The organism is Natranaeroarchaeum sulfidigenes (genome assembly GCF_017094485.1).
Lineage (GTDB): Archaea > Halobacteriota > Halobacteria > Halobacteriales > Natronoarchaeaceae > Natranaeroarchaeum > Natranaeroarchaeum sulfidigenes.
In genome coordinates this window covers 1,329,857-1,354,039 of the sequence record NZ_CP064786.1, presented here as the reverse complement: position 1 = coordinate 1,354,039, position 24,183 = coordinate 1,329,857, and the positions used below count along the sequence as shown (strand labels likewise).

General features: G+C 60.2%; 24 protein-coding genes and 2 tRNA genes. 15 read left to right on the top strand and 11 right to left on the bottom strand.

The features are described from left to right. The first annotated feature begins 120 nt into the window (after nucleotides 1-120). Complete coding sequence (gyrB, locus tag AArcS_RS07215; protein WP_238479807.1) at nucleotides 121-2,034, top strand: DNA topoisomerase (ATP-hydrolyzing) subunit B; 1,914 nt, start codon at nucleotides 121-123, stop codon at nucleotides 2,032-2,034. Between the two features lie 13 nt (nucleotides 2,035-2,047). Next, nucleotides 2,048-4,507, top strand: coding sequence for a DNA gyrase subunit A (gene gyrA / locus AArcS_RS07210; protein WP_238479806.1), 2,460 nt, complete (start codon nucleotides 2,048-2,050; stop codon nucleotides 4,505-4,507). Here gyrA and rocF read toward each other — a convergent pair. Further along, nucleotides 4,501-5,406, bottom strand: a complete 906-nt coding sequence (gene rocF / locus AArcS_RS07205; protein WP_238479805.1) for an arginase — start codon at nucleotides 5,404-5,406, stop codon at nucleotides 4,501-4,503. The genes gyrA and rocF overlap by 7 nt on opposite strands. Nucleotides 5,407-5,524: 118 nt before the next feature. Here rocF and AArcS_RS07200 point away from each other — a divergent pair, with 118 nt between their 5' ends. The 3 genes from AArcS_RS07200 (at nucleotide 5,525) to AArcS_RS07190 (ending at nucleotide 8,143) form a co-directional block, all read left to right on the top strand. Continuing rightward, the gene (locus AArcS_RS07200; RefSeq protein ID WP_375139640.1) at nucleotides 5,525-6,205 is read left to right on the top strand and encodes a metal-dependent transcriptional regulator; all 681 of its coding nucleotides are present in this window, start codon (nucleotides 5,525-5,527) and stop codon (nucleotides 6,203-6,205) included. 143 nt (nucleotides 6,206-6,348) lie between these two features. Further along, a complete protein-coding gene (locus AArcS_RS07195; RefSeq protein ID WP_238479804.1) occupies nucleotides 6,349-6,882 on the top strand; it encodes an Rrf2 family transcriptional regulator in 534 nt (177 codons plus the stop codon). Nucleotides 6,883-6,988: 106 nt separating this feature from the next. After that, nucleotides 6,989-8,143, top strand: coding sequence for an NAD(P)/FAD-dependent oxidoreductase (locus AArcS_RS07190; RefSeq protein ID WP_238479803.1), 1,155 nt, complete (start codon nucleotides 6,989-6,991; stop codon nucleotides 8,141-8,143). A gap of 13 nt (nucleotides 8,144-8,156) precedes the next feature. On the opposite strand, the gene AArcS_RS07185 is transcribed toward AArcS_RS07190, so the two are convergent. The 3 genes from AArcS_RS07185 to AArcS_RS07175 form a co-directional block, all read right to left on the bottom strand. Further along, complete coding sequence (locus AArcS_RS07185) at nucleotides 8,157-9,017, bottom strand: nucleoside phosphorylase (protein ID WP_238479802.1); 861 nt, start codon at nucleotides 9,015-9,017, stop codon at nucleotides 8,157-8,159. Between the two features lie 69 nt (nucleotides 9,018-9,086). After that, on the bottom strand, nucleotides 9,087-9,473 hold the full coding sequence (gene cdd / locus AArcS_RS07180) for a cytidine deaminase (protein ID WP_238479801.1): 387 nt from the start codon (nucleotides 9,471-9,473) through the stop codon (nucleotides 9,087-9,089). A gap of 67 nt (nucleotides 9,474-9,540) precedes the next feature. Further along, complete coding sequence (locus AArcS_RS07175) at nucleotides 9,541-10,938, bottom strand: phosphohexomutase domain-containing protein (RefSeq protein WP_238479800.1); 1,398 nt, start codon at nucleotides 10,936-10,938, stop codon at nucleotides 9,541-9,543. 103 nt (nucleotides 10,939-11,041) lie between these two features. On the opposite strand from AArcS_RS07175, the gene AArcS_RS07170 reads away from it, so the two are divergent. Then, the gene (locus tag AArcS_RS07170) at nucleotides 11,042-11,791 is read left to right on the top strand and encodes a hypothetical protein (RefSeq protein WP_238479799.1); all 750 of its coding nucleotides are present in this window, start codon (nucleotides 11,042-11,044) and stop codon (nucleotides 11,789-11,791) included. A 54-nt stretch (nucleotides 11,792-11,845) separates the two neighbouring features. Then, a tRNA-Ser gene (locus tag AArcS_RS07165) sits at nucleotides 11,846-11,929 on the top strand. A gap of 223 nt (nucleotides 11,930-12,152) precedes the next feature. Here the strand turns inward: AArcS_RS07165 and AArcS_RS07160 are convergent. After that, a complete protein-coding gene (locus AArcS_RS07160; protein ID WP_238479798.1) occupies nucleotides 12,153-12,944 on the bottom strand; it encodes a helix-turn-helix transcriptional regulator in 792 nt (263 codons plus the stop codon). A gap of 209 nt (nucleotides 12,945-13,153) precedes the next feature. On the opposite strand from AArcS_RS07160, the gene AArcS_RS07155 reads away from it, so the two are divergent. Beyond that, nucleotides 13,154-13,720 carry a response regulator gene (locus tag AArcS_RS07155; protein WP_238479797.1) on the top strand — a complete coding sequence of 189 codons (567 nt, stop codon included), beginning with the start codon at nucleotides 13,154-13,156 and terminating at the stop codon, nucleotides 13,718-13,720. Between the two features lie 106 nt (nucleotides 13,721-13,826). Beyond that, nucleotides 13,827-15,545: an ATP-binding protein gene (locus AArcS_RS07150; RefSeq protein WP_238479796.1), complete on the top strand. Its 1,719-nt coding sequence runs from the start codon at nucleotides 13,827-13,829 to the stop codon at nucleotides 15,543-15,545. On the opposite strand, the gene tbsP is transcribed toward AArcS_RS07150, so the two are convergent. After that, on the bottom strand, nucleotides 15,542-16,348 hold the full coding sequence (gene tbsP, locus AArcS_RS07145; protein ID WP_238479795.1) for a transcriptional regulator TbsP: 807 nt from the start codon (nucleotides 16,346-16,348) through the stop codon (nucleotides 15,542-15,544). The genes AArcS_RS07150 and tbsP overlap by 4 nt on opposite strands. Nucleotides 16,349-16,530: 182 nt before the next feature. Here tbsP and AArcS_RS07140 point away from each other — a divergent pair, with 182 nt between their 5' ends. From AArcS_RS07140 to AArcS_RS07115, 6 genes are all read left to right on the top strand, one after another. After that, nucleotides 16,531-18,033 carry a DUF7289 family protein gene (locus AArcS_RS07140; protein WP_238479794.1) on the top strand — a complete coding sequence of 501 codons (1,503 nt, stop codon included), beginning with the start codon at nucleotides 16,531-16,533 and terminating at the stop codon, nucleotides 18,031-18,033. Between the two features lie 41 nt (nucleotides 18,034-18,074). Then, a complete protein-coding gene (locus tag AArcS_RS07135) occupies nucleotides 18,075-18,395 on the top strand; it encodes a DUF5785 family protein (protein ID WP_238479793.1) in 321 nt (106 codons plus the stop codon). 51 nt (nucleotides 18,396-18,446) lie between these two features. Further along, nucleotides 18,447-19,208 (top strand): GTP cyclohydrolase III, encoded by a 762-nt coding sequence (locus AArcS_RS07130; protein WP_238479792.1) that lies wholly within the window; start codon nucleotides 18,447-18,449, stop codon nucleotides 19,206-19,208. Nucleotides 19,209-19,298: 90 nt separating this feature from the next. Then, on the top strand, nucleotides 19,299-19,874 hold the full coding sequence (locus AArcS_RS07125) for a CBS domain-containing protein (RefSeq protein ID WP_238479791.1): 576 nt from the start codon (nucleotides 19,299-19,301) through the stop codon (nucleotides 19,872-19,874). 68 nt (nucleotides 19,875-19,942) lie between these two features. Continuing rightward, nucleotides 19,943-20,016, top strand: a tRNA-Thr gene (locus tag AArcS_RS07120). Between the two features lie 265 nt (nucleotides 20,017-20,281). Then, nucleotides 20,282-20,938, top strand: a complete 657-nt coding sequence (locus AArcS_RS07115; RefSeq protein WP_238479790.1) for a uracil-DNA glycosylase family protein — start codon at nucleotides 20,282-20,284, stop codon at nucleotides 20,936-20,938. A 4-nt stretch (nucleotides 20,939-20,942) separates the two neighbouring features. Here the strand turns inward: AArcS_RS07115 and AArcS_RS07110 are convergent, their stop codons facing one another. From AArcS_RS07110 to AArcS_RS07090, 5 genes are all read right to left on the bottom strand, one after another. Then, nucleotides 20,943-21,476 carry an HAD family hydrolase gene (locus AArcS_RS07110; protein ID WP_238479789.1) on the bottom strand — a complete coding sequence of 178 codons (534 nt, stop codon included), beginning with the start codon at nucleotides 21,474-21,476 and terminating at the stop codon, nucleotides 20,943-20,945. Nucleotides 21,477-21,529: 53 nt separating this feature from the next. Further along, nucleotides 21,530-21,802, bottom strand: a complete 273-nt coding sequence (ddfA, locus tag AArcS_RS07105) for a DdfA family disk-determining factor (RefSeq protein ID WP_238479788.1) — start codon at nucleotides 21,800-21,802, stop codon at nucleotides 21,530-21,532. Between the two features lie 101 nt (nucleotides 21,803-21,903). After that, entirely contained in the window at nucleotides 21,904-22,500 is a 597-nt protein-coding gene (locus tag AArcS_RS07100; RefSeq protein WP_238479787.1) for a YIP1 family protein, read from the bottom strand. Continuing rightward, entirely contained in the window at nucleotides 22,500-23,075 is a 576-nt protein-coding gene (locus tag AArcS_RS07095; protein WP_238479786.1) for an NADPH-dependent FMN reductase, read from the bottom strand. The genes AArcS_RS07100 and AArcS_RS07095 overlap by 1 nt, the downstream gene beginning before the upstream one ends. Before the next feature lie 61 nt (nucleotides 23,076-23,136). Continuing rightward, nucleotides 23,137-24,084: an HhH-GPD family protein gene (locus AArcS_RS07090; protein WP_238479785.1), complete on the bottom strand. Its 948-nt coding sequence runs from the start codon at nucleotides 24,082-24,084 to the stop codon at nucleotides 23,137-23,139. Between the last annotated feature and the right edge of the window lie 99 nt (nucleotides 24,085-24,183).

Genomic DNA, 24,183 nt, shown 5'->3' with positions numbered 1-24,183 from the left:
ACGCTCGATTCCGGACCGTCATCCTGACGTAAGCTCATCTTAAATGTGTTGTGGCCGAACGCGCTCGCGCGCGTACGTGACCTTTATGACCCCCGGAAGACTAGACGCTAACAGATTTTAATGTCCGAGGAAACGGAGTACGGCGCTGGACAGATACAGGTCCTCGAAGGACTCCAGGCTGTCCAAAAGCGCCCTGCGATGTATATCGGTTCTACAGACTCTCGGGGGTTGCACCATCTCGTCTACGAGGTGGTCGACAACTCCATCGATGAGGCACTGGCTGGCCACTGTGATTCGATCACGGTGACGATCCACGACGATGACTCGGTCTCGATCAGCGACGACGGTCGCGGAATCCCCGTCGATACCCACGAGAAACACGACCGACCAGCCCTGGAGGTCATCATGACCGTCCTCCACGCCGGAGGGAAGTTCGACAACAAATCCTACCAGGTCTCGGGTGGACTCCACGGCGTCGGCGTCAGCGTCGTCAACGCGCTCTCGAAGTGGCTCGAAGTCGAGGTGCGCCGCGACGGCGCCGTCTGGAAACAGCGCTTTGACCACGGCGAACCCGAATACGGCGTCGAACGGGTTCGTGATCTCGAACCGGACGAGGAGACTGGAACGGAGATCCGCTTCTGGCCCGACGACGAGATTTTCGAGACCGGCGAGTTCGAGTACTCGACGCTGGCCAACCGGCTCCGGGAGCTGGCCTTTCTCAACTCCGGCGTCGAAATCAGTCTGCAGGACGACCGCGACGGCGAGACGGACACCTTCCGCTACGAGGGCGGGATCCGCGAGTTCGTCGAGTACCTCAACGAGACGAAAACCCGGCTCCACGAGGACGTCATCTACTTCGAGGCCGAGGAAAACGACATTCAGGTCGAGGTCGCGATGCAGGCAACCGACGAACTACAGGGCTCGATTCATGCCTTCGCCAACAACATCAACACGCGCGAGGGCGGGACGCATCTGACCGGCTTCAAAACGGCGCTAACCCGCGTCGTCAACGACTACGCCAAGTCGAACGACCTGCTCAAGGACCTCGACGAGAACCTCAAGGGAGAGGACATCCGCGAGGGACTCACCGCGGTCGTCTCGATCAAACACCCCGACCCGCAGTTCGAGGGCCAGACGAAGACGAAACTCGGCAACAGCGAGGTTCGGGGCATCGTCGAGGGGACGATGCACGACGGTCTCGGAACGTTCTTCGAGGAGAACCCGGATATCGCGACCGCAGTCGTCTCGAAAGCGGTCGAAGCGGCCAAAGCACGAAAGGCCGCAAAGAAGGCAGAGGAACTGACACGCCGGAAGAGCGCACTCGACTCGACGGCACTCCCCGGGAAGCTGGCCGACTGCCAGACACGCGACCCGAGCGAGTCCGAACTATTTATTGTGGAGGGTGACTCCGCAGGCGGGAGCGCCAAACAGGGCCGGAATCCCGAGTTCCAGGCGATCCTCCCGCTGGGCGGGAAGATCCTCAACGTCGAGAAACACCGGCTCGATCGGATCCTCGAAAACGATGAGATCCGGAACATGATCACCGCCATCGGCGCAGGGATCGGCGACGAGTTCGACATCGAGGAGTCCCGCTACGAGAAGATCGTGCTGATGGTCGATGCCGACGTCGATGGGGCCCACATCCGGACGCTGCTTTTGACGCTGTTCTATCGACACCTGAAGCCCCTGCTCGAAGCGGGCTACGTGTACGCCGCGCAACCGCCGCTCTACCGGATCCGGTACAACGGCAACACCTACGACGCGATGACCGAGGTAGAACGCGAGGAGATCATCGAGGAGAAATGTGACGGCAATCCGACGCAGGTCCAGCGGTTCAAAGGCCTGGGTGAGATGAACCCCAAACAGCTCTGGGCGACGACGATGAACCCGGAGAACCGTGTGCTCAAGCAGATCACAATCGAGGACGCCGCAGCAGCGGACAAGATGTTCTCAGTGCTGATGGGCGACGCCGTCGAACCGCGCAAGGAGTTCATCAAGGAACACGCGCCGGAAGCAGAGTGGGTTGACATCTAATGGAGGTTCTACTATGAGTTCAGACGTACCCGATCCGACGGACGTCGACGCCGCGCGCGTCGAGCACGTCCGCGTCGAAGACGAGATGGAGCAAAGCTACATCGACTACGCGATGAGCGTCATCGCGGGCCGCGCCCTGCCGGATGTCCGTGACGGGCTGAAACCCGTCCACCGGCGGATCCTCTACGCGATGAACGAGATGGGTGTGACGAGTCGATCTTCACACCGCAAGTCATCCTCGGTCGTCGGTGAGACGATGGGTGATTACCACCCTCACGGAGACAAGGCGATCTACGATACGCTGGTGCGGCTCTCACAGGACTTCTCGATGCGTCATCCGCTCGTCGACGGGCAGGGGAACTTCGGATCGATGGACGGCGACCCTGCGGCCGCGATGCGCTATACGGAGGCCCGAATGGGGGCGCTCGCCGAGGAGTTGCTGGCCGATATCGACAAGGACACAGTCGACTTCCAGTCCAACTACGACGACCGGCTGACCGAGCCAGAGGTCCTCCCGTCTGCATTCCCGAACCTGCTCGTCAACGGCTCCTCGGGGATTGCGGTCGGGATGAGCACGAACATCCCGCCGCACAACCTCGGAGAGGTAATCGACGCGACGGTCGAGTTGATCGACAACCCTGACGTCGGAATCGACGGGCTGATGGACCATATCAAGGGTCCCGACTTCCCCACCGGTGCGAACATCGTCGGGCGGGACGCCATCTACTCGGCGTACTCGACCGGACGCGGACGGATCCGCGTGCGTGCAGAGATGGAACTCGAAGAGACCGAGACCGGCCGCGACCGGATCGTCGTCACCGAGATCCCGTTCCAGGAGAACAAGGCGCGGATGGTCGAACGGATCGCCGAGGACATCAACGAGGGCAAGATCGAGGGCGTCAGCGACCTGCGCGACGAGTCCGACCGGAACGGCGTCCGCGTCGTTATCGAGTGCAAGCGCGGTGCAAACGTCGAGCTGGTGAAAAACCAGCTACTGGAGAGCCACGTCGAACGGACCTTCGGCGTGATCAACCTCGCGCTGGTCGACGGCCAGCCACGGGTGCTGACGCTGAAGGAGACGCTCGAACACTACGTCGAGCATCGAAAAGAGGTCGTCAGACGCCGCAGCGAGTACGACCTCGCCGAGGCGGAGGATCGCGCTCATATCCTCGAAGGCCGTCTGCACGCGCTCGAACACGTCGACGACGTCGTCGAGGCGATCCAGGATTCGGAGGACCGTGACGCCGCGAAAACACGCCTGCGCGAGGACTTCGAGTTCTCCGAGGAGCAAGCCGACCACGTCGTCAGAATGCAACTGGGGAGCCTGACCTCGCTCGAAAGCGAGGAGATCGAACAGGAGTACGAGAGCGTTCAGGCGACGATCGAACGGCTTGAGACGATCCTCGATGACGAGAGCGAACTGCTCTCCGTCATCAAAGAGGAACTGCTGGAGATCAAAGACGAGTACGCCAACGATCGCCGGACGAAGATCATCGAGGACGTCGGGACGGTCACCCACGAGGACCTCATCGCGGAGGAGGAGGTCGTCGTCGTCATCACGGAAGACGACTACGTCAAGCGAATGCCCGCCGCAAACTTCGACCCGCAGGGTCGCGGTGGGAAGGGGATCATTGGCGCTGACGTCAAGGCCGAGGATCGGGTCTCGAAGGTGTTCCGGGCGAACACCCACGATTATCTCCTGTGTTTCACTAACCACGGACAGGTCTACCAGCTCAAGACCTACGAGATTCCCGAGATGGGCCGGACGGCCCGTGGCAAGTCCGCGATAAATCTGATCGACCTGGACGACGGCGAAGAGATCACTGCCGTCGTGGCGACCGACGAGTTCGAGTCCGACGAGTGCGTCACGATGGCGACCCGGGACGGCTACGTGAAACGTACCGCAGCGACCGAGTTCGAGAACGTCCTCTCGACCGGTATCATCGCAGCGAACCTCGAAGACGGCGACGAACTCGTCGATGTTGCGGTTACCGATGACTCGAAGGATATCGTACTCGCCACGGAAGGCGGGATGACGATCCGATTCGATGTGGGTGATGTCCGGCAGATGGGGCGGAACGCTCGCGGTGTCGGCGGCATCAAGCTACAGGACGGCGATCGGGTCGCCGGAATGGTGGCAACGGATGAGGACGACGAGAACTCGTTGCTGACTGTAACACAGAACGGCTACGGAAAGCGCACGCCGCTCTCCGAGTACCGCTGCCAGTCCCGGTACGGAAAGGGGCTGATCGATATCAAGACGGGCGAGCGAAACGGTCCGGTGACGACCGTCAAGTCCGTCAGCGAAGACGATCATCTCGCCCTGATGAGCGAACGCGGACAGATCATGCGGATCCCGGCCGCCGACATCTCGCAAGTCGGCCGGAACACGATGGGCGTGACCGTGATGGACGTTGAAGAAGGCGATGCCGTTGCGAGTGTCGACGTGCTCCCCGCGGCCGACAATCAGTAGATCCGCTTTCCGAGCGCACTCGTCACCAGTTCTGTGGCCAGTTCCGCCGTCTCGTTGGCTTCGTCCAGAATCGGGTTCACTTCGACGACTTCTATCGAGCGTAGCGACGCATCGTCGCGTTCGGCGACCTGTTCCATGGCGGCGTGTGCCTCTCTGTATGTCGCCCCGCCACGCACGGGTGTCCCGACACCGGGTGCGATCTGCGGGTCGAGCCAGTCCATGTCGAGACTGACGTGAAAGCCGTCGACGCCATCGGTTGCAGTCGCCAGTGCGTCGGCGACGACATCGGTCAGCCCACGCGTATCGATCTCCGACATCGTGAACACGGAGATGTCGCTCTCGCGCAGAAGCTTGCGCTCGTGTTCATCGAGAGTCCTGACGCCGACGATAGCGACGTTTTCCTCCCGCAGACCGTCCGCCCGTGCCCAGTCCATCTCCCCGAACTCGCCATATCCAAGCAGGCCAGCCAATGGCATCCCGTGGACGTTCCCGGATGGGGACGTACTCGGCGTGTTGAAATCGCCGTGGGCGTCGAACCAGACGGCACCCATCGGGGACTCCCGCGTCGCGCCGTTGACCGTCCCGATTGCCACCGAGTGGTCGCCCCCCAGCAACAGCGGTATTTCGCCGCTTTCGACCGTGTCCTTGACCTCGGCTTCGATTCGTTCACAGACCTCACGGGTCTCCTCTAGGTGGCGTGCATTCGAATCGGTCGCTCGCTGACTCTGTCCAGCAGTCCGAGCGACAAAGAGATCCCCGACGTCGGTCGTTTGTCTCCCCGATTCGTCGAGACGGTCCCCGAGCCCCGCGTATCTGATCGCCGAAGGCCCCATGTCGACGCCGCGCCTGTTGGTCCCGTAGTCCGTCGGCGCGCCAATGATCCGAACGGTACGTTGCATACACGGGGCTACACATACCGACAGTATAGTTGTGCGGTGTAGTGATACAATTGAGTCATCTAATACCGGACCGAACGACGGTAGATATACAAGTTAGCCGGGGCTAATTCACACTACGATGATGCTCAGCGACGTCATGGAAGATTATCTAAAGGTGATCTATCACCTGCAGCAAGACCGTGAGGGGCGAATCAAGACCTCGGAGATCGCTGAGTATCTCGATGTCACGTCACCGACAGTCACCAGCATGATCGACAAACTCGAAGAGCGAGGACTGGTCGATCGTGAGAAGTACAAAGGAGTCGTGCTGAGCGAGGATGGTGAGCGTGTCGCACTCGAAGTAGTCCGTCATCATCGACTCCTCGAAGCGTATCTCACCGAACGACTGGATTACGACTGGAGCGAAGTCCACGAGGAGGCGGATCGACTCGAACACCACATCAGCGAGAAGTTCGAGGAACGCGTCGTCGAAGCGCTCGGCGATCCAGAGGTCGATCCCCACGGCGATCCGATCCCCAACGCGGAACTCGATCCCCCCGTGGAGGGCGAGGGAGCTCGGCTCACGGAATTCGGTGAAGGAGACCGCGTCGTAGTCGACCGCATTAGCGATCAGGATCCGGCCGTGTTGCAGTACCTGTCAGATCATAGTATCGACCCCGGCGTCGAGCTAGAGGTCAACGAAGTTGCGCCGTTTGGAATGGTAACCGTACAGGTCGCCAACGAGACCGTATCACTGCCTGAGCGTATCGCAGCACACGTCGAGGTAGATGAGCGGTCTACTACCCGAGCGACGAACTGAGGCTGTGTAGTAAGCAGACCTGTGTTTTCGGAATACGTATGATTGCTAACCGTTTGCCAGGGTTTGATGGACGGTCGGCGTACTTCGAAAGGAAAACGGCCCTATTCGCCGCATTTAAGAGGATCTGTTTCGAATAATTCGGTATGTCATCAATTGAACTGACTCCCAGCCAGAAAACGATCCTCACGGCGCTGATCAATCTCCACGGGGAGGCCGAAGACGCAGTCAAGGGCGAAGACATCGCAGAGGAAGTAGACCGGAACCCGGGGACGATCCGCAACCAGATGCAGAGCCTGAAAGCGCTCCAGCTGGTCGAGGGAGTACCCGGACCGAAAGGCGGTTACAAACCGACTGCCACCGCCTTCGAGGCCCTCGATATCCAGCGAATGGATGAACCGGCATCGGTGCCGCTCTCTCACGAGGGCGAACCGGTCAAGGACGCCAACATCAGCGAGATTAACCTCAGTAGCGTCCACCACCCCGAACTCTGTCGAGCAGAGATCCATCTGCAGGGATCCTCGCGCGATATTCACGAAGGCGACGACGTCACCGTCGGCCCGACGCCGCTCTCGAAGCTACTGATCGAGGGGACAGTCGACGGCAAGGACGACACCAACAACATACTGATCCTTCAGCTAAACGAGATGGTTGCACCGGCCGGAGAGCCCGAACACTAGCATCGTCTCTTTCCGGTATTTTCAGTCTCAGCTACCGTGTGGTACACCCTCACTATCCGATGTCCGATCCAAAGCCTTTGTATCGGAGGGTTGCTGAGTAGGAGCCATGACGGACACGGTCGTTGTACTCGGTGCTGGCTACGCGGGTGCTGGCGCGATACAACAACTCGAAAAAGAACTGAGTGGCACTGCGGATCTCGTCTGGATCTCGAACACCGACTATCATCTAGTTCTACACGAATCCCACCGCTGTATTCGTGATCCGGCAGTACAGGAGAGCATCAAGATCCCAATCGAGGAGATCAAATCGCCGGGTACGACGTTCATCGAGGATGAGGTCGTCGGTATGGACGTCGATAAGCGCGTGATCGAACTGGCAGAGAGCGACCCAGTCGAGTACGATTACACACTCGTTGCGCTCGGCAGCCAGACGGCGTACTACGGGATTCCAGGTATCGAGGAGCATTCCCTCACTCTGAAAAGTCTCGATGAAGCCCTGACGATCCACGAGCGAGTGAAGGAAGCAGCAGAGAGCGCGACGCGAAGCGATCCCGCACACGTCGTCGTCGGCGGTGCTGGTCTCTCGGGGATCCAGACTGCAGGCGAAGTCGCAGAGTTTCGCGACATCCACAACGCACCGATCGAGATCTCGCTCGTCGAGGCGCTCGAAGAGATATTCCCGTCGGGATCGGGTGGGATCCAACAGGCCCTCCGCGAGGAACTCGAAGACGCTGGTGTCCAGATCCTGACTAACGATCCGGTCACGGAAGCCGACGAGTCAACGATCCACTTCGACGAGCGTAATCCCGTCGAGTACGACGTGTTCGTCTGGACTGGCGGTATCACTGGGCGTGACGCACTCGAAAGCGCCGACGTCGAAAAGGAGCACAACCGTGTCAACGCCGAGTCGACGTTCGAGACGAGCGACGAGCGGGTCTTCGCTATCGGGGACAGTGCGATCATCGACCAGGGCCAGATGCCCGCACCGCCGACCGCACAGGCGGCCTGGCAGGCTGCGGAAGTCGCCGGGAAGAACATCGCCCGTGCGATCGAGAACCGACCGCTAGAGACCTGGACCCACAAGGACAAAGGAACAGTTATCTCGATCGGTGAGGACGCCGTCGCAAGTGACGTGATGTTCATGCCGATCGAGACGTTCGGCTCCGTCCCGGCCCAGACACTCAAGAAGTTCATCGCGGCGCGCTGGATCGCGGATCTGACCTCCTGGTCGCGCGCGAAAGACGCCTGGAGCGATCTCTAGGAGCCGAACCGACCTACAGCGACAGGCCTGCGTGCCACCGATCGACGCCCTGCTCGGCTTTGATCTCATCCATCCTCTGTAACAGTTTGACCGCGAGCGATGCCGTTTCGGCTGCCTTGCGTTCACCCTCCGTTCTAAACTCGCCCGTCTCCCGGTTCGCATAGACGGTACAGACCGCGCCTGCCCTGAGCCCGTACACGCTCGCCAGGGTCAGGATCGCGCTGGCTTCCATCTCGATGTTAGCGACGTTTGCCTCACGCAACTCTTCGACCAGCCGATCACTGCCCGCAGCCTCGAAGCCGTCGAAGCCGGGACGCCCCTGACCGGCGTAGAAACTATCGGCGCTCATCGTCACGCCGGTATGGTACTCGTGACCCAGTCGCTCCGCAGCGGCGATCAGCGCCGAAACGACCTCGTGATCCGCGGCCGCGGGGTAGTCCTCGCGAACGTACTCATCGCTCGTGCCCTCCTGTCTGACCGCGCCGGTCGTAATGATCAGGTCGCCGACCGACATCTCGGGCTGGAGTGCGCCACACGAGCCAACTCGGATGAACGTCTCCACTCCCGTTCGTGCCAGCTCTTCGACGGCGATTGCGGCCGACGGCGAGCCGATCCCAGTGGAGGTGACGCTGATCGGCGCGCCGTCGTACGTGCCGGTTTCGGTCACGTACTCGCGATGGCGACCAACCTCCTCGCTGTCCTCCCAGAGAGCCGTTATTTTTGAGACGCGCTCGGGGTTGCCGGGAAGCAGGACAGCCTCGGCGACATCGTTGGGCCCGACTTCGAGGTGGTACTGGAGTTCGTCGTTTGGGTCTTCACTATCGCCCGGTACGTCATTGTCGCCGCCCGCAGAATCTCCTCGGTCATCAGACATGGACCGACGTTTGTCACGAACCAGTAAATAATTCCGTGCCCGTCGCTACTCCAGCGTCCCTCGTTGCCGCTACTCCAGCATCCCCCGGTGGATCGTGTTCGGGATCAGTTCGCCGAGTGTGTACGTCGAGACGCTATCGCCGTCATCACACAGTATCTCGAGATCTTCCGGACAGAACTCCGCGAGACTCTGTCGACACATTCCACATGGAGTGACGCCGTCTAGCTCGCTTGAACTCACTGCGATACGGTCGAACGTCCGATAGCCTTCACGTACCGCCTCAGACAGGGCCAATTCTTCGGCATGGACGCTGTTCGAGTAGTTCGCGTTCTCTATGTTACAGCCGGTAAAGATCGTCCCGTCGCTCGTTTCGAGCGCCGCCCCGACGTGATACTCGGAGTAGGGCGCGTACGACGACTCGCGGGCCTCGCGAGCCAGTTCGATCAACTCGTTCATGGACCCGAGTTAGCGGAGTACTCACAAGTAGTCTACGGCACTGCTACCTCGCGGTACCATGCCACAGCTACCGGCTGGCTTCGATTGCGTCCGCGACGACCGCGCGCGTCGTCTCCACGATACGGTCTATGTCGTCGCTTTCCGCATAGAACCGTACGTACTCTTCGGTCCCGCTGGGCCGGACCAGTACCCACGAGGCGTCCGGGAGCTCGATCCGGACGCCGTATTCGGTTGAAACGTCACCGTCCGGAAACTGATCGGGGAGTTCACGTCCGATACGCTCCATCGCGGGCGTTTTTGCGGCATCCGGACACGGAACGCTGATCTTCCGGTAGGGGCGTTCGGTGATGGGTTCGACGAGCGTCGCCACGTCACCCGCGGAGGCGACGAGTCCGGTCAGTACGGCCGCGCTGGCCACGCCATCGATCCAGCCGCCGAGTGCAGTATGAATGTGCTTCCACGGCTCTGCGGCGAAGACCACGTCGGTCTCCCCAGTGCCGGCATCACGCTCGCGGGCAATCCCCTCGTGGAGCGCACCGAGGCGAACCCGCTCAGTGCGCCCCCGTTCCTCGCGGACGACCTCGTCGATCCGGGCCGATGCGTTGGGTGTCGTGACTACCACGGGATCCTCGCTCTCGCTATCGGCGACATAGTGACGTGCTAGAACGGCGAGGATCGTGTCCTCGTGGACGACATCGCCGCCCGGGCCGACGATGACGATCCGGTCGCCGTCCCCATCGTGGCCGATACCCATGTCGAACTCGCCGTCCCTGATGAACGTGCGCAAATCCGTGAGCGTCTCCGGCGTCGGTTTGCTCTCACGCCCCGGAAAGGTCCCGTCGACGTTCGCGTTGAGCGTGACGACGTGTGCCCCCAGCGCACGCAGTACTTGTGGCGTAGCCAGGCTTGCTACACCGTTCCCACAGTCGACGACGACAGAGACACCAGTGAGCGGTTCGTCGTTGTCCACACCCAGTGTTTCGACGGCGTACTCGGCGATCCGGTCGCGGTAGGTGCCGAGTTCGTCGGCCAGTCCCGACGTTCCGAACTCGTTCCAGGCCGCCGGTTCGCCGGTCTCGGTGACGAGTCGTTCGATCTCTCCTTCGGCCCCACTGTCGAACTCCTCACCATCTTCGAACAGTTTGATGCCATTGTCGGTCGGCGGGTTGTGACTCGCCGTGATCATCACGCCGTATCGTCCTTGCGAACAGAATGCGAGCGCCGGAGTCGGTAGTTCCCCCACGCGCAGGACGTCGACGCCAGCGCTGGTGACGCCCGACTCGACCGCCGCGACGAGAGATTCGCTTGTCTCGCGGCCGTCCCAGCCGAGTACGACTGTCGGTACGACGTCGGTCTCGACGTCGCGAATGTAGCTGCCGAGCGCCTGTCCGACTGACAGCGCCAGCCCGGGTGTGACCCGATCCCGTACCGGTCCGCGTATTCCTGCAGTCCCGAACAGATCCATGTCTACAGTTGCGGCCCGGACATACCTAAACACCAGCGGAACAGTACGACGACAGCTGACTGGAACGGCCGGGTTTAACTACGGCTGGCGGGTAGGGTCGGGCATGACCGTTGTTGCCGTCCCCGCGACGCTCCCACACCCCGACCTCGTGGTGTCAGATCTGCCGGATACGTCACCGCTCTCGGCCGACGAATCGGCCGAGCTGTACGCGGCGATGTTCAAAGACGTCGTCCGCGCCGCGGACGCGAGCGGTGGCGAACTGCTCGTGAACTACCGTGCGGCAGACGACCTTCCCGACCGTTACGATAGTGATCCCGAGGCGGAACTCCGGGCGCTCACCGCAGAGGCTGTCAACGACATCGCTGACGTCCGTTTCGAGGTACAGGTCGGATCGAACCGGGCCGCCCGCGTGGGTAATACGATTACTCACCTGCTCGACGAAGAGGGGGTCCGCTCCGCAGCCGTCGCCGATCCGCGCGCACCCCTGCTCGGTCGGTCACAGATAGACAGCGCGGCGATGAAGCTCCGAACCAACGAACTCGTGCTGGGTCCGGCCGCGGGCGGACGCATCTACTTCGCGGGCTGTACCGAGCCCATCGACTTCGAGGACGCATATCGACCGCCAGCGCTGGAAACGTTCTCGGTCAGGGGACACGACGCCGGCCACGACATCGAGTTCGTCGAATCGCTTCCGGTCGTCGAGGACGGTGACGACCTGCTGACGCTTTGCTCGCGGATCCGCTCGCGCGTCACGGCCGGGCGTATCGTGCCGCAGTATACGACGGAACTACTCGACGACCTCGGGCTGTTCGTAACTGACGAGGACGGCGAGGCGGTTCTGGGACGCGAGTGATCGGTCGGGCGAATCCGTTAGTTCTTAACCATCAGCCGGTATACGATGATATGTGGTGGGGTGGCAGAGCGGCCTATTGCGCCTGCCTTGAGAGCAGGTATCCTCACGGATTCCTGGGTTCAAATCCCAGCCCCACCGTTGCTGTCGCGAACAAATCCGTGAGCGACAGCATCGTTCCTTGGATTTGAACGATATCAGTCGCGCACAGCGAAGCGAGCACGTCTGAGGGTGGTTCAAATCCCAGCCCCACCGTTGCTGTCGCGAACAAATCCGTGAGCGACAGCATCGTTCCTTGGATTTGGAGGTACGGAACGAGGGAGCTTGCGACCGAAGTTCAGGTGGTTCAAATCCGTGTAGAGCGTTACCTGTCGGCGGTAAGACCGTCTCGATCGGCCACCGGTGTTGCGTTCTCGCGAACTTCTTCGTACTGTTCGGTCGCCCATTCGACGGCGGCATCGGATTCGTTAATGATCAGCCCCTTGATACCGTGGTCGGTGTAGACGATCAGCCCCGCATGAGAGTTGTCGCCGATCCAGAGACCGTACTCGAAGGGGATCGGTCCAGCGAACAGCGACACCAGTTCCCGTTCGGCATCTGACCGTTCTGTCGGGGGATACAGCGTGGATAGCTGCTTGTAGATGTCAGGAGTCGTCACCATTTCGAGGGTGGTTCCGCTCTTTGCTGCCCGTTCTGGAACGGCGTCGGCATAGCCCGAGATCGCCCGTGGGGCGAATCCTCTGATCCGGGAGGCCTCATCGATACGGGCGAGAAACTCCTCGATTACGGCATCAGGTACCGGGTCAGTCGCTTCGTGTGCGACTGCACCATCCAGCATTGCCGGGCCGACGCTTCGAACATCGCAAAGTGGATCGAGAACGTCGCCTACCGCCTGTAACCCCTCGAGTGATCCCACGAACTGCTCGTAGCTGTTGTGCGCATAGTATCCAACGGTGGTTGCTCGCCACTCTCCGTCGACATACTCGACGAGTCCCACCTGTTCGAGTTCCCGAACGATATCGTCGAGTGTCGAACGCGGTGTATCGAGACGGTCAACTAGCTCCCCTTTCGCTCCGGGATCCCTGACGATCGCGTCGAGACAGTCCCAGCGTCCGTTGACGATTCCGGCGATCTCGTGTGATGGTCTCTCTGACATGATGTGTGACGAGTGGCCTCGGAACGTTGCCGGGTTTTTCGCACCCCCTGTTCGTTACCGCATCCCCTGCCAAATCCCCGACAGTTGCCGATTGAGTAGGGTGTTATACGTGGTGGATAATATAAGATTGGTCCCCGCAAGCGCTCGGCCCTCGAAGATGACCTCCCTTGGCCGAACTTACTTATCCTGTGGGTAGCAACCGCATGGCAATGGACCCAGCTCCCGGTGCGTCGATACTGGTTGTGGACGACGAAGAGCGGGTCGCTGATCTCTATGCGTCACACCTCGCGGATACCTATCACGTCGAAACGGCTTACAGCGGGAGCGCTGCACTCGAACTGATCGACGACACGTTCGATGTCGTCCTGCTCGATCGCCGGATGCCGGAACTGACCGGTGACGAGGTGCTCGACCGGATCAGGAGTGATGGCTACGAGGGCAAAGTCGTGGTGGTGACTGCTACCGACCCCGATTTCGATATTCTGGAGATGCCATTTGACGAGTACGTAGTAAAACCGGTCACGGGTGAGACGATCGGGAAAGTCGTCGAAACACAATTGTTGCTCGACTCTTACGAGATGCGGCTCAACGAATACTTCAGGATCAAGTCGAAGCTGAGCGCACTGGAACGGACGAAATCACAGTTCGAGCTGGAAGAAGACGACCGCTACGAGGAGCTGACGGTTCTTGCAACATCCATCAGGGATGACCTCGAAGAGATGCTCGCGGAGCACGACGAACTCGGGTTTGCCGACCGAGAATTTCTCGATGAGTAGGGACTGACTGGCCGCGAGTGTCGCCCCCACCGGCAAAGGGTTCAAGTGCTCGTCACGAGAGATACGGACTGATGCTACACGTGAGGATTCGGGGAGGGGGTCGTGGGTGAGCGATCGCGAGCGGATCACGATCGGCGAACTGAGCGCGCCTGCAGGAGACGACGAGCCCGGAGAGCCTGTGCGGCTTCCGGTCGTCGACGTGCTTACGGGCCGTGGATTCGTCACCGGAAAGAGCGGGTCGGGGAAGTCAAACACAGCAAGCGTCGTCATCGAGGAACTGCTCGACGCGGGATATCCCGTCCTGATCGTCGACACTGATGGCGAGTACTACGGCCTCAAAGAGGAGTACGAGCTACTCCACGCGGGCGCTGACGAGGAGTGTGACATCCAGATCGGGCCCGCCCACGCGGAGCGGATCGCCACGCTCGCGCTCGAAGAGAACGTACCGATCATCCTCGACGTCTCGGGCTATCTCGACGAGGATGTCGCCGACGAACTTCTGCGTGAAACGGCCAGACACCTATTCACCAAAGAGAAGAAGCTCAAGAAGCCGTTCTTGCTCGTCGTCGAGGAGGTCCACGAGTATCTCCCACAGAAAGGCGGCGGTGGCGAGACCGGCAAGATGCTGATCAAGATCGGAAAGCGCGGCCGAAAACACGGGCTGGGGATCATGGGGATCAGCCAGCGTCCTGCGGACGTCAAAAAGGACTTCATCACGCAGGCCAACTGGCTCGTCTGGCACCGGCTCACCTGGGACAACGACACCAAAGTCGTGGGGCGGGTCGTCGACAGCGAGTATCAGGAGGCCGTAGCAGACCTCGGCGATGGCGAGGCGTTCGTCCAGACCGACTGGACCGAGGTCGACGTCCGGCGGATCCAGTTCCGCCGCAAACGCACCTTCGATGCGGGCGCGACGCCCGGCCTCGACGATTTCGAGCGCCCGGAGCTGAAGTCAGTCAGCGACTCGCTGATGGACGATCTCGCCGAGCTAACTGAAGAGGAAGAACAGCGCTCTACAGAGCTGGCCGATATGCAACAGGAGCTGGACAAAAAACGGGCGAAGATCGACCAGCTCGAATCCGAGCTGGAAAAGGCCCGGGACGTCTCGAACGCGGCCAGACAGCTGGCAAACGCCTTCTCCCGTGGCGATGCCACGATGACTGCGGAGGACGTCGAGGCGCGACTCGTCGCCAAAGACGATCGGATCGAAGAGCTCGAAGAACAGGTCGAGTCCCTGCAAGCCACACTGGACGAGGCTCACGAGCATATTGCCGAAGTGGAAGCCGAAAACCAGCGACTGCGGGAGTCGACTGCGACGCTCGATTTCGTCAGTGGCGAGTCGCCAGTCGTCCAGACGTCGTTTGCTGGATCCGACTCCGCTTCTAACGATGAGGATCACCCCCAACCGATCGCAGAAGACGCCGACAACCCGACGACTACGGAACCGTCCGAAACTCCTGATGAGGAAGTCGAGACGAATCAATCCTGGGACTCACAGGAGACGGTGGATCGACTGCACAGCGAGCCGATCGTCTCGGAGATCGAGGCCGCAGCGACGCAAGTACCGGTCGACTCCGACGATTGCTGGCGCATCGTCGAGACGCTTGCCACTGATGGGCCGATGGCTATTGCAGAGATCGAGTCGCGGATGGATGTCCCCGTCCAGTACGTCTGGACGTTTCTGTCCACGCTCCGCGAACAGCCGTTTTTAACTCGCGACGGGAACGGAGCGTACCGGCTCGAACGAGACGTAATCGAACGGGAGATCGAAGCTACGGCCGAACAGGAGAGCCTCGACGAGTTACTGCGCCGGTTCGAGAACTAGGTCAGGAGCGACTGTGCGGCGGTCACGATCTGGTCGCTGTCGGCGGACTGCAGCCGTTCGTCGGCGAGCGTCAGTCTGAGTCGCGGGCGACCGACCTCGATCGGAACCTTCTCGGTCTCGATCAGACCCTCTTCTTCGAGTTTCGTCTTCGTCCGCGAGAACGTCGCCTTGCTGGCGACACCGGTATCCTCGCCCCACTTGCTGATGTCGTAGAGCAGCGCCTCGTTCTTGGCTGCGACGAGCAGGCTGGCGGTGACTTCGTCGATCCCGTCGTCTCCACGAGCGGTTTCGAGCGAGCCGAGCATCGCCTGAAAGTCGCGCTCGGCATCCTCGCCGAGGCTCTCTGCGAGTTCCTCGTCGACCTCGGTCCGTGGTGGTGTTCGCAGGGAGTACTCTTCGGCTGCCGCCCACTGGTCTCGGTACTCCGATCGGACGTCATCGACGAAGCTCTCGTCCTCGGAAACGAGCCCACTCACCGACGTGTCGGTCGTCACGAGGGTCATCACGCTCAAGGAACTGATCAGCAACGGGTTCGTCGCGAGCGCGTCACTCGTTCGGAGCGAGAGCCGGTCACTTGCGATCAGGTCGGCTGCATTGCTCGCCACAATAAAATCGTCCATGACGGTTTTCACCGTCGCCGGCTCGGCCAGCACGTCCACGCGTCCCTCGTGGTCGGCCAGCACGTCGACGAGATGGGCAAGCGTCTCCTCGGACGGACTAACCAGCATCAGTTCGCCGTCCGCCGTTTCGATGGCCCGCGACAGCAAATCTTCTCGGCTCTGATCGAGTAAATTATCAGTCATCACGACTAATCTATTGACTCGTGCCATATTTGATTTTATCGCCTAATATCGTTACCCCATCCGAATTCCGCACCTAACCGGAGTATTTGCAGTGTTTCGGGATAGCATCCTGCTCACGGAATTATCCATTTATATACGGTCGGCAAGTAGACATAAGTACCTGGTAACTGTATAGATACTCAATGAGTAACGACAGAGGTGTCGCACACGTTCTCGGCGTCATACTGATGGCCGGGTTCGCGATCACGGTCGCGGCCACGGTTGCGGTCGCCGGAGCGTCAATGTTCGCTGACAGCCAGAGTCAAATCGAGACCTCGCAAGTGGAGTCGTCGTTTTCGAGTCTGGCTGCTGACGCGAGCGAGCTGGAAGACGGCGAGTCGGTCGAGTTCGATCTGGGGACGGCTGACGGGCAGCTAGAAGTGAGAGAATCCGGCGAACTCAAGATCTATCATGAAGGGACCGACGGGACGACAGACGTGTACACAGAGGAGAACGGCGATCCCGTGACGATCAACTCACTCGTGTATGAGAATGAAGATGGCAATACGGTCGCCTATCAGGCTGGTGGTGTCTTCCGCCAGCATGGCTCCGGAAGCTCTCTTGTCTCCGCTCCCGACTTCTACTACCGTGACAATGCGCTCTCGTTCCCTATTCAGAAAGTTGACGGCGATATCAGTAGTAGCGGGACTCTCAGCGGAGAGCTCGAACTCCAGCGTGAGGATCGGCACTACCCAGTATACGACAATGACGACAAGTCAAATCCACTGAGCGGAGGGACAGTGTACGTGGAGATGGAAAGCGAGTACTGCCAGGCATGGGAAGACTATTTCAGCCAGCAAACGCGCGGGTCAATCTCTGAGTGGTGTGCTGATGATAAGGATGATAATGATGACTTCGATACGGTCGAAGGGCAAGTTCAGGTCGAATTGAGTGTTCCGTTCGAAATAGAAAACGAGTATACACATGCAATTAGAGCAGGCTCATTCGATGCAAATAGCGAGAGCCAAGAACCCGACGGAGAGGACTTCGAAGAGGGGAATACCAATGTTGATTCGGCAGATACGCTCATCAGCAACAAGGCCTCTGAAGGCGATGTTACCGAGAGGAGAAGCAATGATAATTGGGATGAGTTAGAAGATATCGACAGTGCCGGGACGTATTACTTGGAAGAGATCGACGACGATCATACGTTCGAGACCGGCACTTGGGATGACGATGTCGAGATTTACGTGGACGGGGACGTAATCGTACAGGGAGAGGGGCTTAAAGTGGAAGATGAAAACAGTGGGAACAATGTAACATTCTACATCGATGGTAACTTTGATATGGGCCAAAAAGCCGATGAGAGTTCAGTCGTCGGCAACTCCGATAAACCTGAACAAACGCAGATATTCGTCGACTCCAGTGGTTACGTTATAGATGAGCACGGCGAGGGAGGAAATCCACAAGGACAAGTCTATGCACTAATCTATGCGCCAGGATCTGACGGATTACTCCGTGCAGGTGGTAACTTCGACTTCGAGGGAAGTCTGATCGTCAACAATCTCGATATCGGTAGTGGTGGACTAGAGGACTCAATTGAACACAGTGAAGCTGCGTCCGAGTTCTCCTTCGTCGAAGAAGGCGCCGGCCCCGAGTTCTACTACCTCCACGTCACCGAGCGAACCGTCACCGCGTCAGGCTAATTGATAGGAACGTTTTTGCCCGGTCCGGCCACACAACCGATATGGACTGGCCCCACGATCCCGACGGCGACGAGGGCAGCGAAGGGATGCGCAAGTACGGAATAGCTGTTATCGCCAAGAAGGTCGACGAGGAAGGGGACTTCCCGCTTTCTGCCGCGGAGTTTGTCGACGAGCATGGCGACGAGCCGATCCGGATCAACCACCAGCGCGTCGTCAGTCTGGCGGAGATCTTCGAGCACGTCGAGGCCGAGGAGTTCGACGATATCGTCGACATGCACAGTACGGTCGGCGACGCGATGCGCCGCGGAGACTTCTGGGACTACCACCCGGTCGGTGCCGATCCCGAGATCAAACACGCCTGAGCGCGGCGATTCAGGATACTTATCAGGTAGTCATCCCAAGGAGTGGCTACTGTGACGAACACGCAGGTCACCCTCGTTCAGATCGATAACTACGGCCCGTGGACCGTGACGCCGGAACCGCGCCGGGAGGTCGACCTCCAGACGCTGCAGTCGAGGCTGTATGCCGACCTCTCCCAGCTGGTCGGCGATCGGGGCGGCTACGTTTTCTTCACGCGCTTCGACAATATGATCGCGGTGACGAACGGCCTCGATATGGACGATCATGCCGTGATTCAGGAGTCGGTCGGGAACCGCTATCCCGTCAGTATCAGCCTGTCGGTGGCGACCGGACAGTCCCCCGCGGCGGCGCTGTCCGACGCCACGGAGCGATTGCAGGCGACCGGGAGCGCACAGGACAAGAGCCGTCGAGAGATCCTCGAAGGGCGGGCGATCGAGTCCGACTACCGGACCGACGAGGACGTCCACATCGCCCATTTCGACGTGATCGATGCGACCGGCGAGTACACCGACCAGCTGAATGCCTTCGATAGCTTCATCGAGATCGAACAGGGCTACGCCGCACTGATGAAGTATATGCGCCAGGAAAACGATGCGCTGTCGTTCTTCGTCGGCGGCGACAACATCATCGCGACCTGTCCGGAGCTCAGCGCCGCCGAGTACGAGGCGGCGATCGATCACGTCACGGCGGTTGCGGATGTCGACCTGCGAGTTGGCGTCGGCATCGGAACGGACGCTCACAACGCGGGGATGGATGCCAAGCACGCGCTAGAGCACGCCCGGGCCGACGACACGAAGGTCGAATTTCTCCGGTGAGTCGCCTTTTTTCGACCTTCAAACTACCGCTGGGGCGAATATAAAATTGGTGGGGGTAGCTTTTAGACATCTCCTATGCTATCAGTTCACATGCAGAGCGATCTAACCGTACGCGATATCATGTCACGTGACTTCGTCGGCGTCAGCGAATCCGACGACATCACCGATGTCGCCCGCGTACTACGTGAACAAGAGGTCTCTACGGCGGCGGTCGTGCGAGGGAGCGAGCCGGTCGGAATCATCAGGGCATTCGACTTGTTGCCACTCGTCCCCGAACAGGTCTCCGATTCGACAGCCGGGGAGTTCATGCGTGACCCTGAAGCAGAACTGTCCCCGAACGCGCCCCTCGTGGAGGCGCTCGACTGGATGTCGACACAGGGAACCGGACGGTTGCTCGTTGTCGAGGGCGAGGAACTCGTCGGCGTTGTGACTGCGGACGACCTGTTGACCGCAACTGCATCGCTGCTGGAGAACGGTGCCGATCCGCGAGAAAGTCCCGAAGCGGTCGGATCGACAAGCGCCGGGGCAGTTGCCGACAGGACCGTTTCACCGGGCGCGGACTCGGAGTACTCGACACAGAGCGTCTGTGAGAGCTGTGGAACGTTGACCCAGCAGCTCCAGAACTTCAACGGGCAGATGCTGTGTGCGGACTGCCGTGACGTGTGATACCTATCCCTCCTCTCTCGACCGTACAACGAAAACCACTCAAAGGGGTATCCCCTATCACCACCTGCGCCAGGGGAGCTTGGGCGGTTCAAGCACTCGACTTGTAATCGAGACTCCCGGGGTTCAAATCCCTGCCCTGGCTCTTTCTGTCCGAACGATAGTGAGTACGAAAGAGCCACATGCAGGATTTGAACTACGAAAATTCGAGACGTAGCGAGAATTTGCACCGAGTTCAGATCCCTGCCCTGGCTTTCGGTGCTATAACTCTCTGTGAACGTCACATAGGTGCTGCAGTGAATTGAAGTACGTAGCGCTGAGCCGTGGCGAGAATTTGCACCGAGTGTAAATCCCACCCCTCTTCGTCCGAACCGGTTCGGTTTTATTCCACTGTTACTTACCGGTCTCGCGTGGAAAACGTAACAGATCGGACGAGTAACCCGTTCGGGATGGACCCGTCGTGCGACACCGCACCCGAAGAGTCCTCGGTAGTGTACGGATACGGCGATGCGAATGCTGATTTCCATTTAATTGGCGACTGTCCGGCAGTCCACGGAGGGGTCAAGAGCGGGATACCCTTCACTGACAGCGATGCAGGCGCACGTCTGTTGTCAGTATTCGAGGAGGCGGGCTTCGTCGAGTCAGGCGATCAGTCGGACCCCCGCGTGTCAAATCTCTTCAGTAGCTATCTCCACATGTGTAGCCTTCCGAACAACCAGCAGCCCAGTAAGGAGCAGTACGACCGACTCGAACCCTTCTTCGACGCCGAGCTACGGGCGATCGCCGCGCACGTCCTCTTACCAGTCGGTGAACGGGCGACCCGTCACGTCTTCGAGAACTACACCGCCCGGCCAGCGGATGGTCCACTGGATATGGATGTGCTTCACGCCAGCGAACTCCGCGGGAGCGGCTGGCTCGTCGTCCCGATCGCCGAACCCGCCGACTGGGATAACGACCAGCAGGAGGCGTTGCTATCCCGATTGCAGGCGCTACTGGCGAGTGATTATCGTCAGATCTCCGAGCTGGGTCGGTTCATCGCAACGGACGAGCAGTACTTCGTTCGGTAGGAGCTCAGAGCAGGGAATCGACGTCCCTGTATGCGATCCCCGCACGTTCGGCGGCCGTCCTGTCCCGCGGCGAGTCGCCGATGAAGACAGGCGCCCCAACAGTTCCCGGCAGGCTCTCGACCGTGGTCAGCAATGGCTCTGGATCCGGTTTCTGCCCGGGGACGGAGTCACGCCCAATGACGGCGTCGATTTCGGTGGCCAATTCGTGGACTTCCAGTGCCAGCCGAACCGGCCCCTCGGCGTTGAGCGAACAGACGCCGACAGGAATCTCGTGGGTAGTAACGCGGTCGGCCAGCGGTAATCGTATCGAGGAACTCGCACCCTCCCTTTCGTGCTTGCTAATCGTGTCTTCGATCTCGTCGGCGAGGTCGTACGTATCAGCGGCGAGATAGAGATCCCAGAGCCCGCCGTCGACATCGTATCCGTATTTCGTGTAGACCGCACGAACGTCCCGGGTGACTGCCCCCCAGTCGACATCGAGTCGAACGAGGGTGCCGTCAAGATCGTAGACAACTGCATCGTACTGGTCGTCTAGCATGGGTGCTGGTTGGGGAGAAACAGACAAAGACGCTTCGGCAGTTCCGATGTCCACTACGATACCGCTTCGACGCAGTTCTCCGGCGTCAGATGGACTCGACCGGTGCTGGTAACTTCGACCTCGTATCCGTTCGTGGTAAATTGTACCTTCCCGTGATGCGTCCGCGAGGAGCCATCGGTGGTCGAAAAGAGAGAGTCAAGCGCGTCCGGGTCGACCGCCTCATACAGCGGATCGAGTTCCAACGGATCGACGTCGTTAGCGTTTGCGAGCGCCTCCACGACGGCAGTACTGATCCGACCATGGTCCGCGGGTTCAGTCGATGACATTGTATCACCTCTAGGGGCCTGTATGTAAAAATCTGATGCAAAATCACATAATTATTTTAAATCGGCGAGGACAGTAGTTCAGCTAGTCCGGCCTCGCGTCTTCAGATAATGTACCATCGAGCCAGCAGCGTAGTCAGCGCATCGAATGCCCGGAATCCGTAACCAAAGGCGAGTGCAGCGGGAAGGCTCCCGACGAGCAGGCTCCGCTCGAAGCTGATGTCGTGGATTTCTGATAGCCCGAGCACCAGAAGAACTGTCGCATACACACCCACGAAGACACGCAGCGCGGGAATCGGAATTCCTGCGAGAAGGCAGGGTGCAGACGAGTACGCGAGTACCTGCACGGTCTCGCTGACGCCTGCGCGATCGTTTGCGACCGGAATCAGTAACACTGTCTGTAGAGCCGCGAGCAGGTGCAATGCGGCTGGAGTCACGAACAGTACGACGATCGATAGCCAGAGAACTGCCGACAACACGGACGATCCGTCAAAAACCGGAAGTGGATCGCGTACCAGCGAGAGGCGCAGCGTTTCCGAAACCAGAACGACCCCCATCGCAAAGAGTAATCCGGGAGCCTGTTCACCCGGCAAGATACCAGTGCGGAAGAACCGTCGCGGGGTCAGAAGTACTCCAGGAACGGCTTTCAGCAGCGCCAAAGCAAGTCCGCCATCCGGTCGGGAATGTGCTGGTTTGTTCATCAGGCTCCGACGTTCTCCTCGCTCTCGAAGGTCGCGGGATCGGGGCGAATGTTGGCGTACTGAACAAGTCGGCGCCCAAGCGTCGAGACGCGCGTCTCGAGTTCGGAATCGGCGAACTCGTTACCATCGAACGCCTGAGATGCCTGTGGAACGACGGCCTGGTATGGAAGTACCCACGCGTCGAGGGAGCGACAGACGGACCGCAAGTGATCGAGGGCTGTTACTGGGAACCGCCCGCCTGCGACCGCGAGGAGCCCGACAGACGTGTTCTCGAACTCCTCGAACCCACAGTAATCGAGCGCGTTCTTCAACGGTGCCGAGTACGAGCCGTGATACATCGGTGTCCCGAGAATGACGCCATCCGCACGGGTGATCCGCCGGGTCAGTTCGTCGGCATCGCCAGCCGACGGATGGTCCGCATCGAACATCGGAAGATCGAGTTCACGGAGGTCGAGTAGATCGATCGACGCTCCGGTCGCCTCGGCTCCGGCGAGGGCGACGACCAGCGAGTGTCTGGTATAGCTCTCATCACGAAGGCTCCCACAGACCGCGACGACGTGTGGCGTCTCGTCCATAGCGAGGGAGTTGTTCTGGGGGAGCAAAAGCGGTGTGGTACCTGTGCTCCGTGCTGTATCGTCAGGACTGCAGACTAACGGTAGGTGTTGTGCTCCCCTCGTCGATTTCGACGAGGTCGTCGTCCGCGAGATCTCCGAGCAAGTCGCGTAGCCACTCCCGACCGTGCTTCCCTTCGGGCGCGTAGTCGACCCGGATCCGCGGCCCCAGTTCGTCGAGTTCGAGTTCGTCGTGTTCGCCGAGCACCCGGATTACACGACCGCGGAACTGGCGTCGGCTCCCCTCGAAACTAGGCTGGGTCGGGACGTCCGGCGCGGTGAAGTCCCCGGTTCCGTAGGCATGACACCACTCGCGCCACGGACAGCCAGCGGCATCACAGGACGGTGTCTTCTCACAGGCGACCCCGCCCAGTTCCATGATGGCGTTGTTCCAGACGCGGGACTCTCCGTCGGGCATCAGCGCCGCCGCAGCGGCCTCAAACTGGCTGTCGTCGTCCTCGACGTCGAACATCCGGTAGAGTACCCGTTTGACGTTGGTATCGACCACGGCATTACCGGTGTTGAACGCGAAACTGGCGACCGCGTTTCCGGTGTAGGGACCGACGCCCTGTAGCTCCTGTAGCTCGTCGGGGCGGGTCGGGAACTCGCCGTCATACTCATCCTCGACCTGCTGGGCAGCCTCGTGGAGGTAGCGGGCTCGGTTGTTGTAGCCGAGACTGTGGTCGCTCCAGAAGGAGACGACGGCGGAGCGGTCGGCCGTTGCGAGCGCCTCCGTGGAGGGCCACCGATCGAGGAAGGCGCCCCAGGCAGTCTCGACGCGGGAGAGCTGGGTCTGCTGACTCATGATCTCGGAGACGAGAATCTCGTAGGGGTCGGTCGTCTCCCGCCACGGGAACGAGCGGTGATCGGCCTCGTACCACTCGACGAGCGCCGATCGCACCTCGCCGACATCTTCTGGGAGCGACTGCCCGCCGGGGAACGGGCCGCGTTCGGTCGTCGCGTCGTCGGTCATTGAGGGTCGTTAGGACGGCTCCGGTTTATCGGCTCTGATCTGCACGGTCCTGCCCGGCGGACTGTCGCCGTTCCGCCGACAGCGAAAGCGGTATCCGCG

Coding starts and splice junctions, on each gene's coding strand:
- gyrB (WP_238479807.1), top strand. CDS start 121: ATGTCCGAGGAAACGGAGTACGGCGCTGGACAGATACAGGTCCTCGAA.
- gyrA (WP_238479806.1), top strand. CDS start 2,048: ATGAGTTCAGACGTACCCGATCCGACGGACGTCGACGCCGCGCGCGTC.
- rocF (WP_238479805.1), bottom strand. CDS start 5,406: ATGCAACGTACCGTTCGGATCATTGGCGCGCCGACGGACTACGGGACC.
- AArcS_RS07200 (WP_375139640.1), top strand. CDS start 5,525: ATGATGCTCAGCGACGTCATGGAAGATTATCTAAAGGTGATCTATCAC.
- AArcS_RS07195 (WP_238479804.1), top strand. CDS start 6,349: ATGTCATCAATTGAACTGACTCCCAGCCAGAAAACGATCCTCACGGCG.
- AArcS_RS07190 (WP_238479803.1), top strand. CDS start 6,989: ATGACGGACACGGTCGTTGTACTCGGTGCTGGCTACGCGGGTGCTGGC.
- AArcS_RS07185 (WP_238479802.1), bottom strand. CDS start 9,017: ATGTCTGATGACCGAGGAGATTCTGCGGGCGGCGACAATGACGTACCG.
- cdd (WP_238479801.1), bottom strand. CDS start 9,473: ATGAACGAGTTGATCGAACTGGCTCGCGAGGCCCGCGAGTCGTCGTAC.
- AArcS_RS07175 (WP_238479800.1), bottom strand. CDS start 10,938: ATGGATCTGTTCGGGACTGCAGGAATACGCGGACCGGTACGGGATCGG.
- AArcS_RS07170 (WP_238479799.1), top strand. CDS start 11,042: ATGACCGTTGTTGCCGTCCCCGCGACGCTCCCACACCCCGACCTCGTG.
- AArcS_RS07160 (WP_238479798.1), bottom strand. CDS start 12,944: ATGTCAGAGAGACCATCACACGAGATCGCCGGAATCGTCAACGGACGC.
- AArcS_RS07155 (WP_238479797.1), top strand. CDS start 13,154: ATGGACCCAGCTCCCGGTGCGTCGATACTGGTTGTGGACGACGAAGAG.
- tbsP (WP_238479795.1), bottom strand. CDS start 16,348: ATGACTGATAATTTACTCGATCAGAGCCGAGAAGATTTGCTGTCGCGG.
- AArcS_RS07140 (WP_238479794.1), top strand. CDS start 16,531: ATGAGTAACGACAGAGGTGTCGCACACGTTCTCGGCGTCATACTGATG.
- AArcS_RS07135 (WP_238479793.1), top strand. CDS start 18,075: ATGGACTGGCCCCACGATCCCGACGGCGACGAGGGCAGCGAAGGGATG.
- AArcS_RS07125 (WP_238479791.1), top strand. CDS start 19,299: ATGCAGAGCGATCTAACCGTACGCGATATCATGTCACGTGACTTCGTC.
- AArcS_RS07110 (WP_238479789.1), bottom strand. CDS start 21,476: ATGCTAGACGACCAGTACGATGCAGTTGTCTACGATCTTGACGGCACC.
- ddfA (WP_238479788.1), bottom strand. CDS start 21,802: ATGTCATCGACTGAACCCGCGGACCATGGTCGGATCAGTACTGCCGTC.
- AArcS_RS07100 (WP_238479787.1), bottom strand. CDS start 22,500: ATGAACAAACCAGCACATTCCCGACCGGATGGCGGACTTGCTTTGGCG.
- AArcS_RS07095 (WP_238479786.1), bottom strand. CDS start 23,075: ATGGACGAGACGCCACACGTCGTCGCGGTCTGTGGGAGCCTTCGTGAT.
- AArcS_RS07090 (WP_238479785.1), bottom strand. CDS start 24,084: ATGACCGACGACGCGACGACCGAACGCGGCCCGTTCCCCGGCGGGCAG.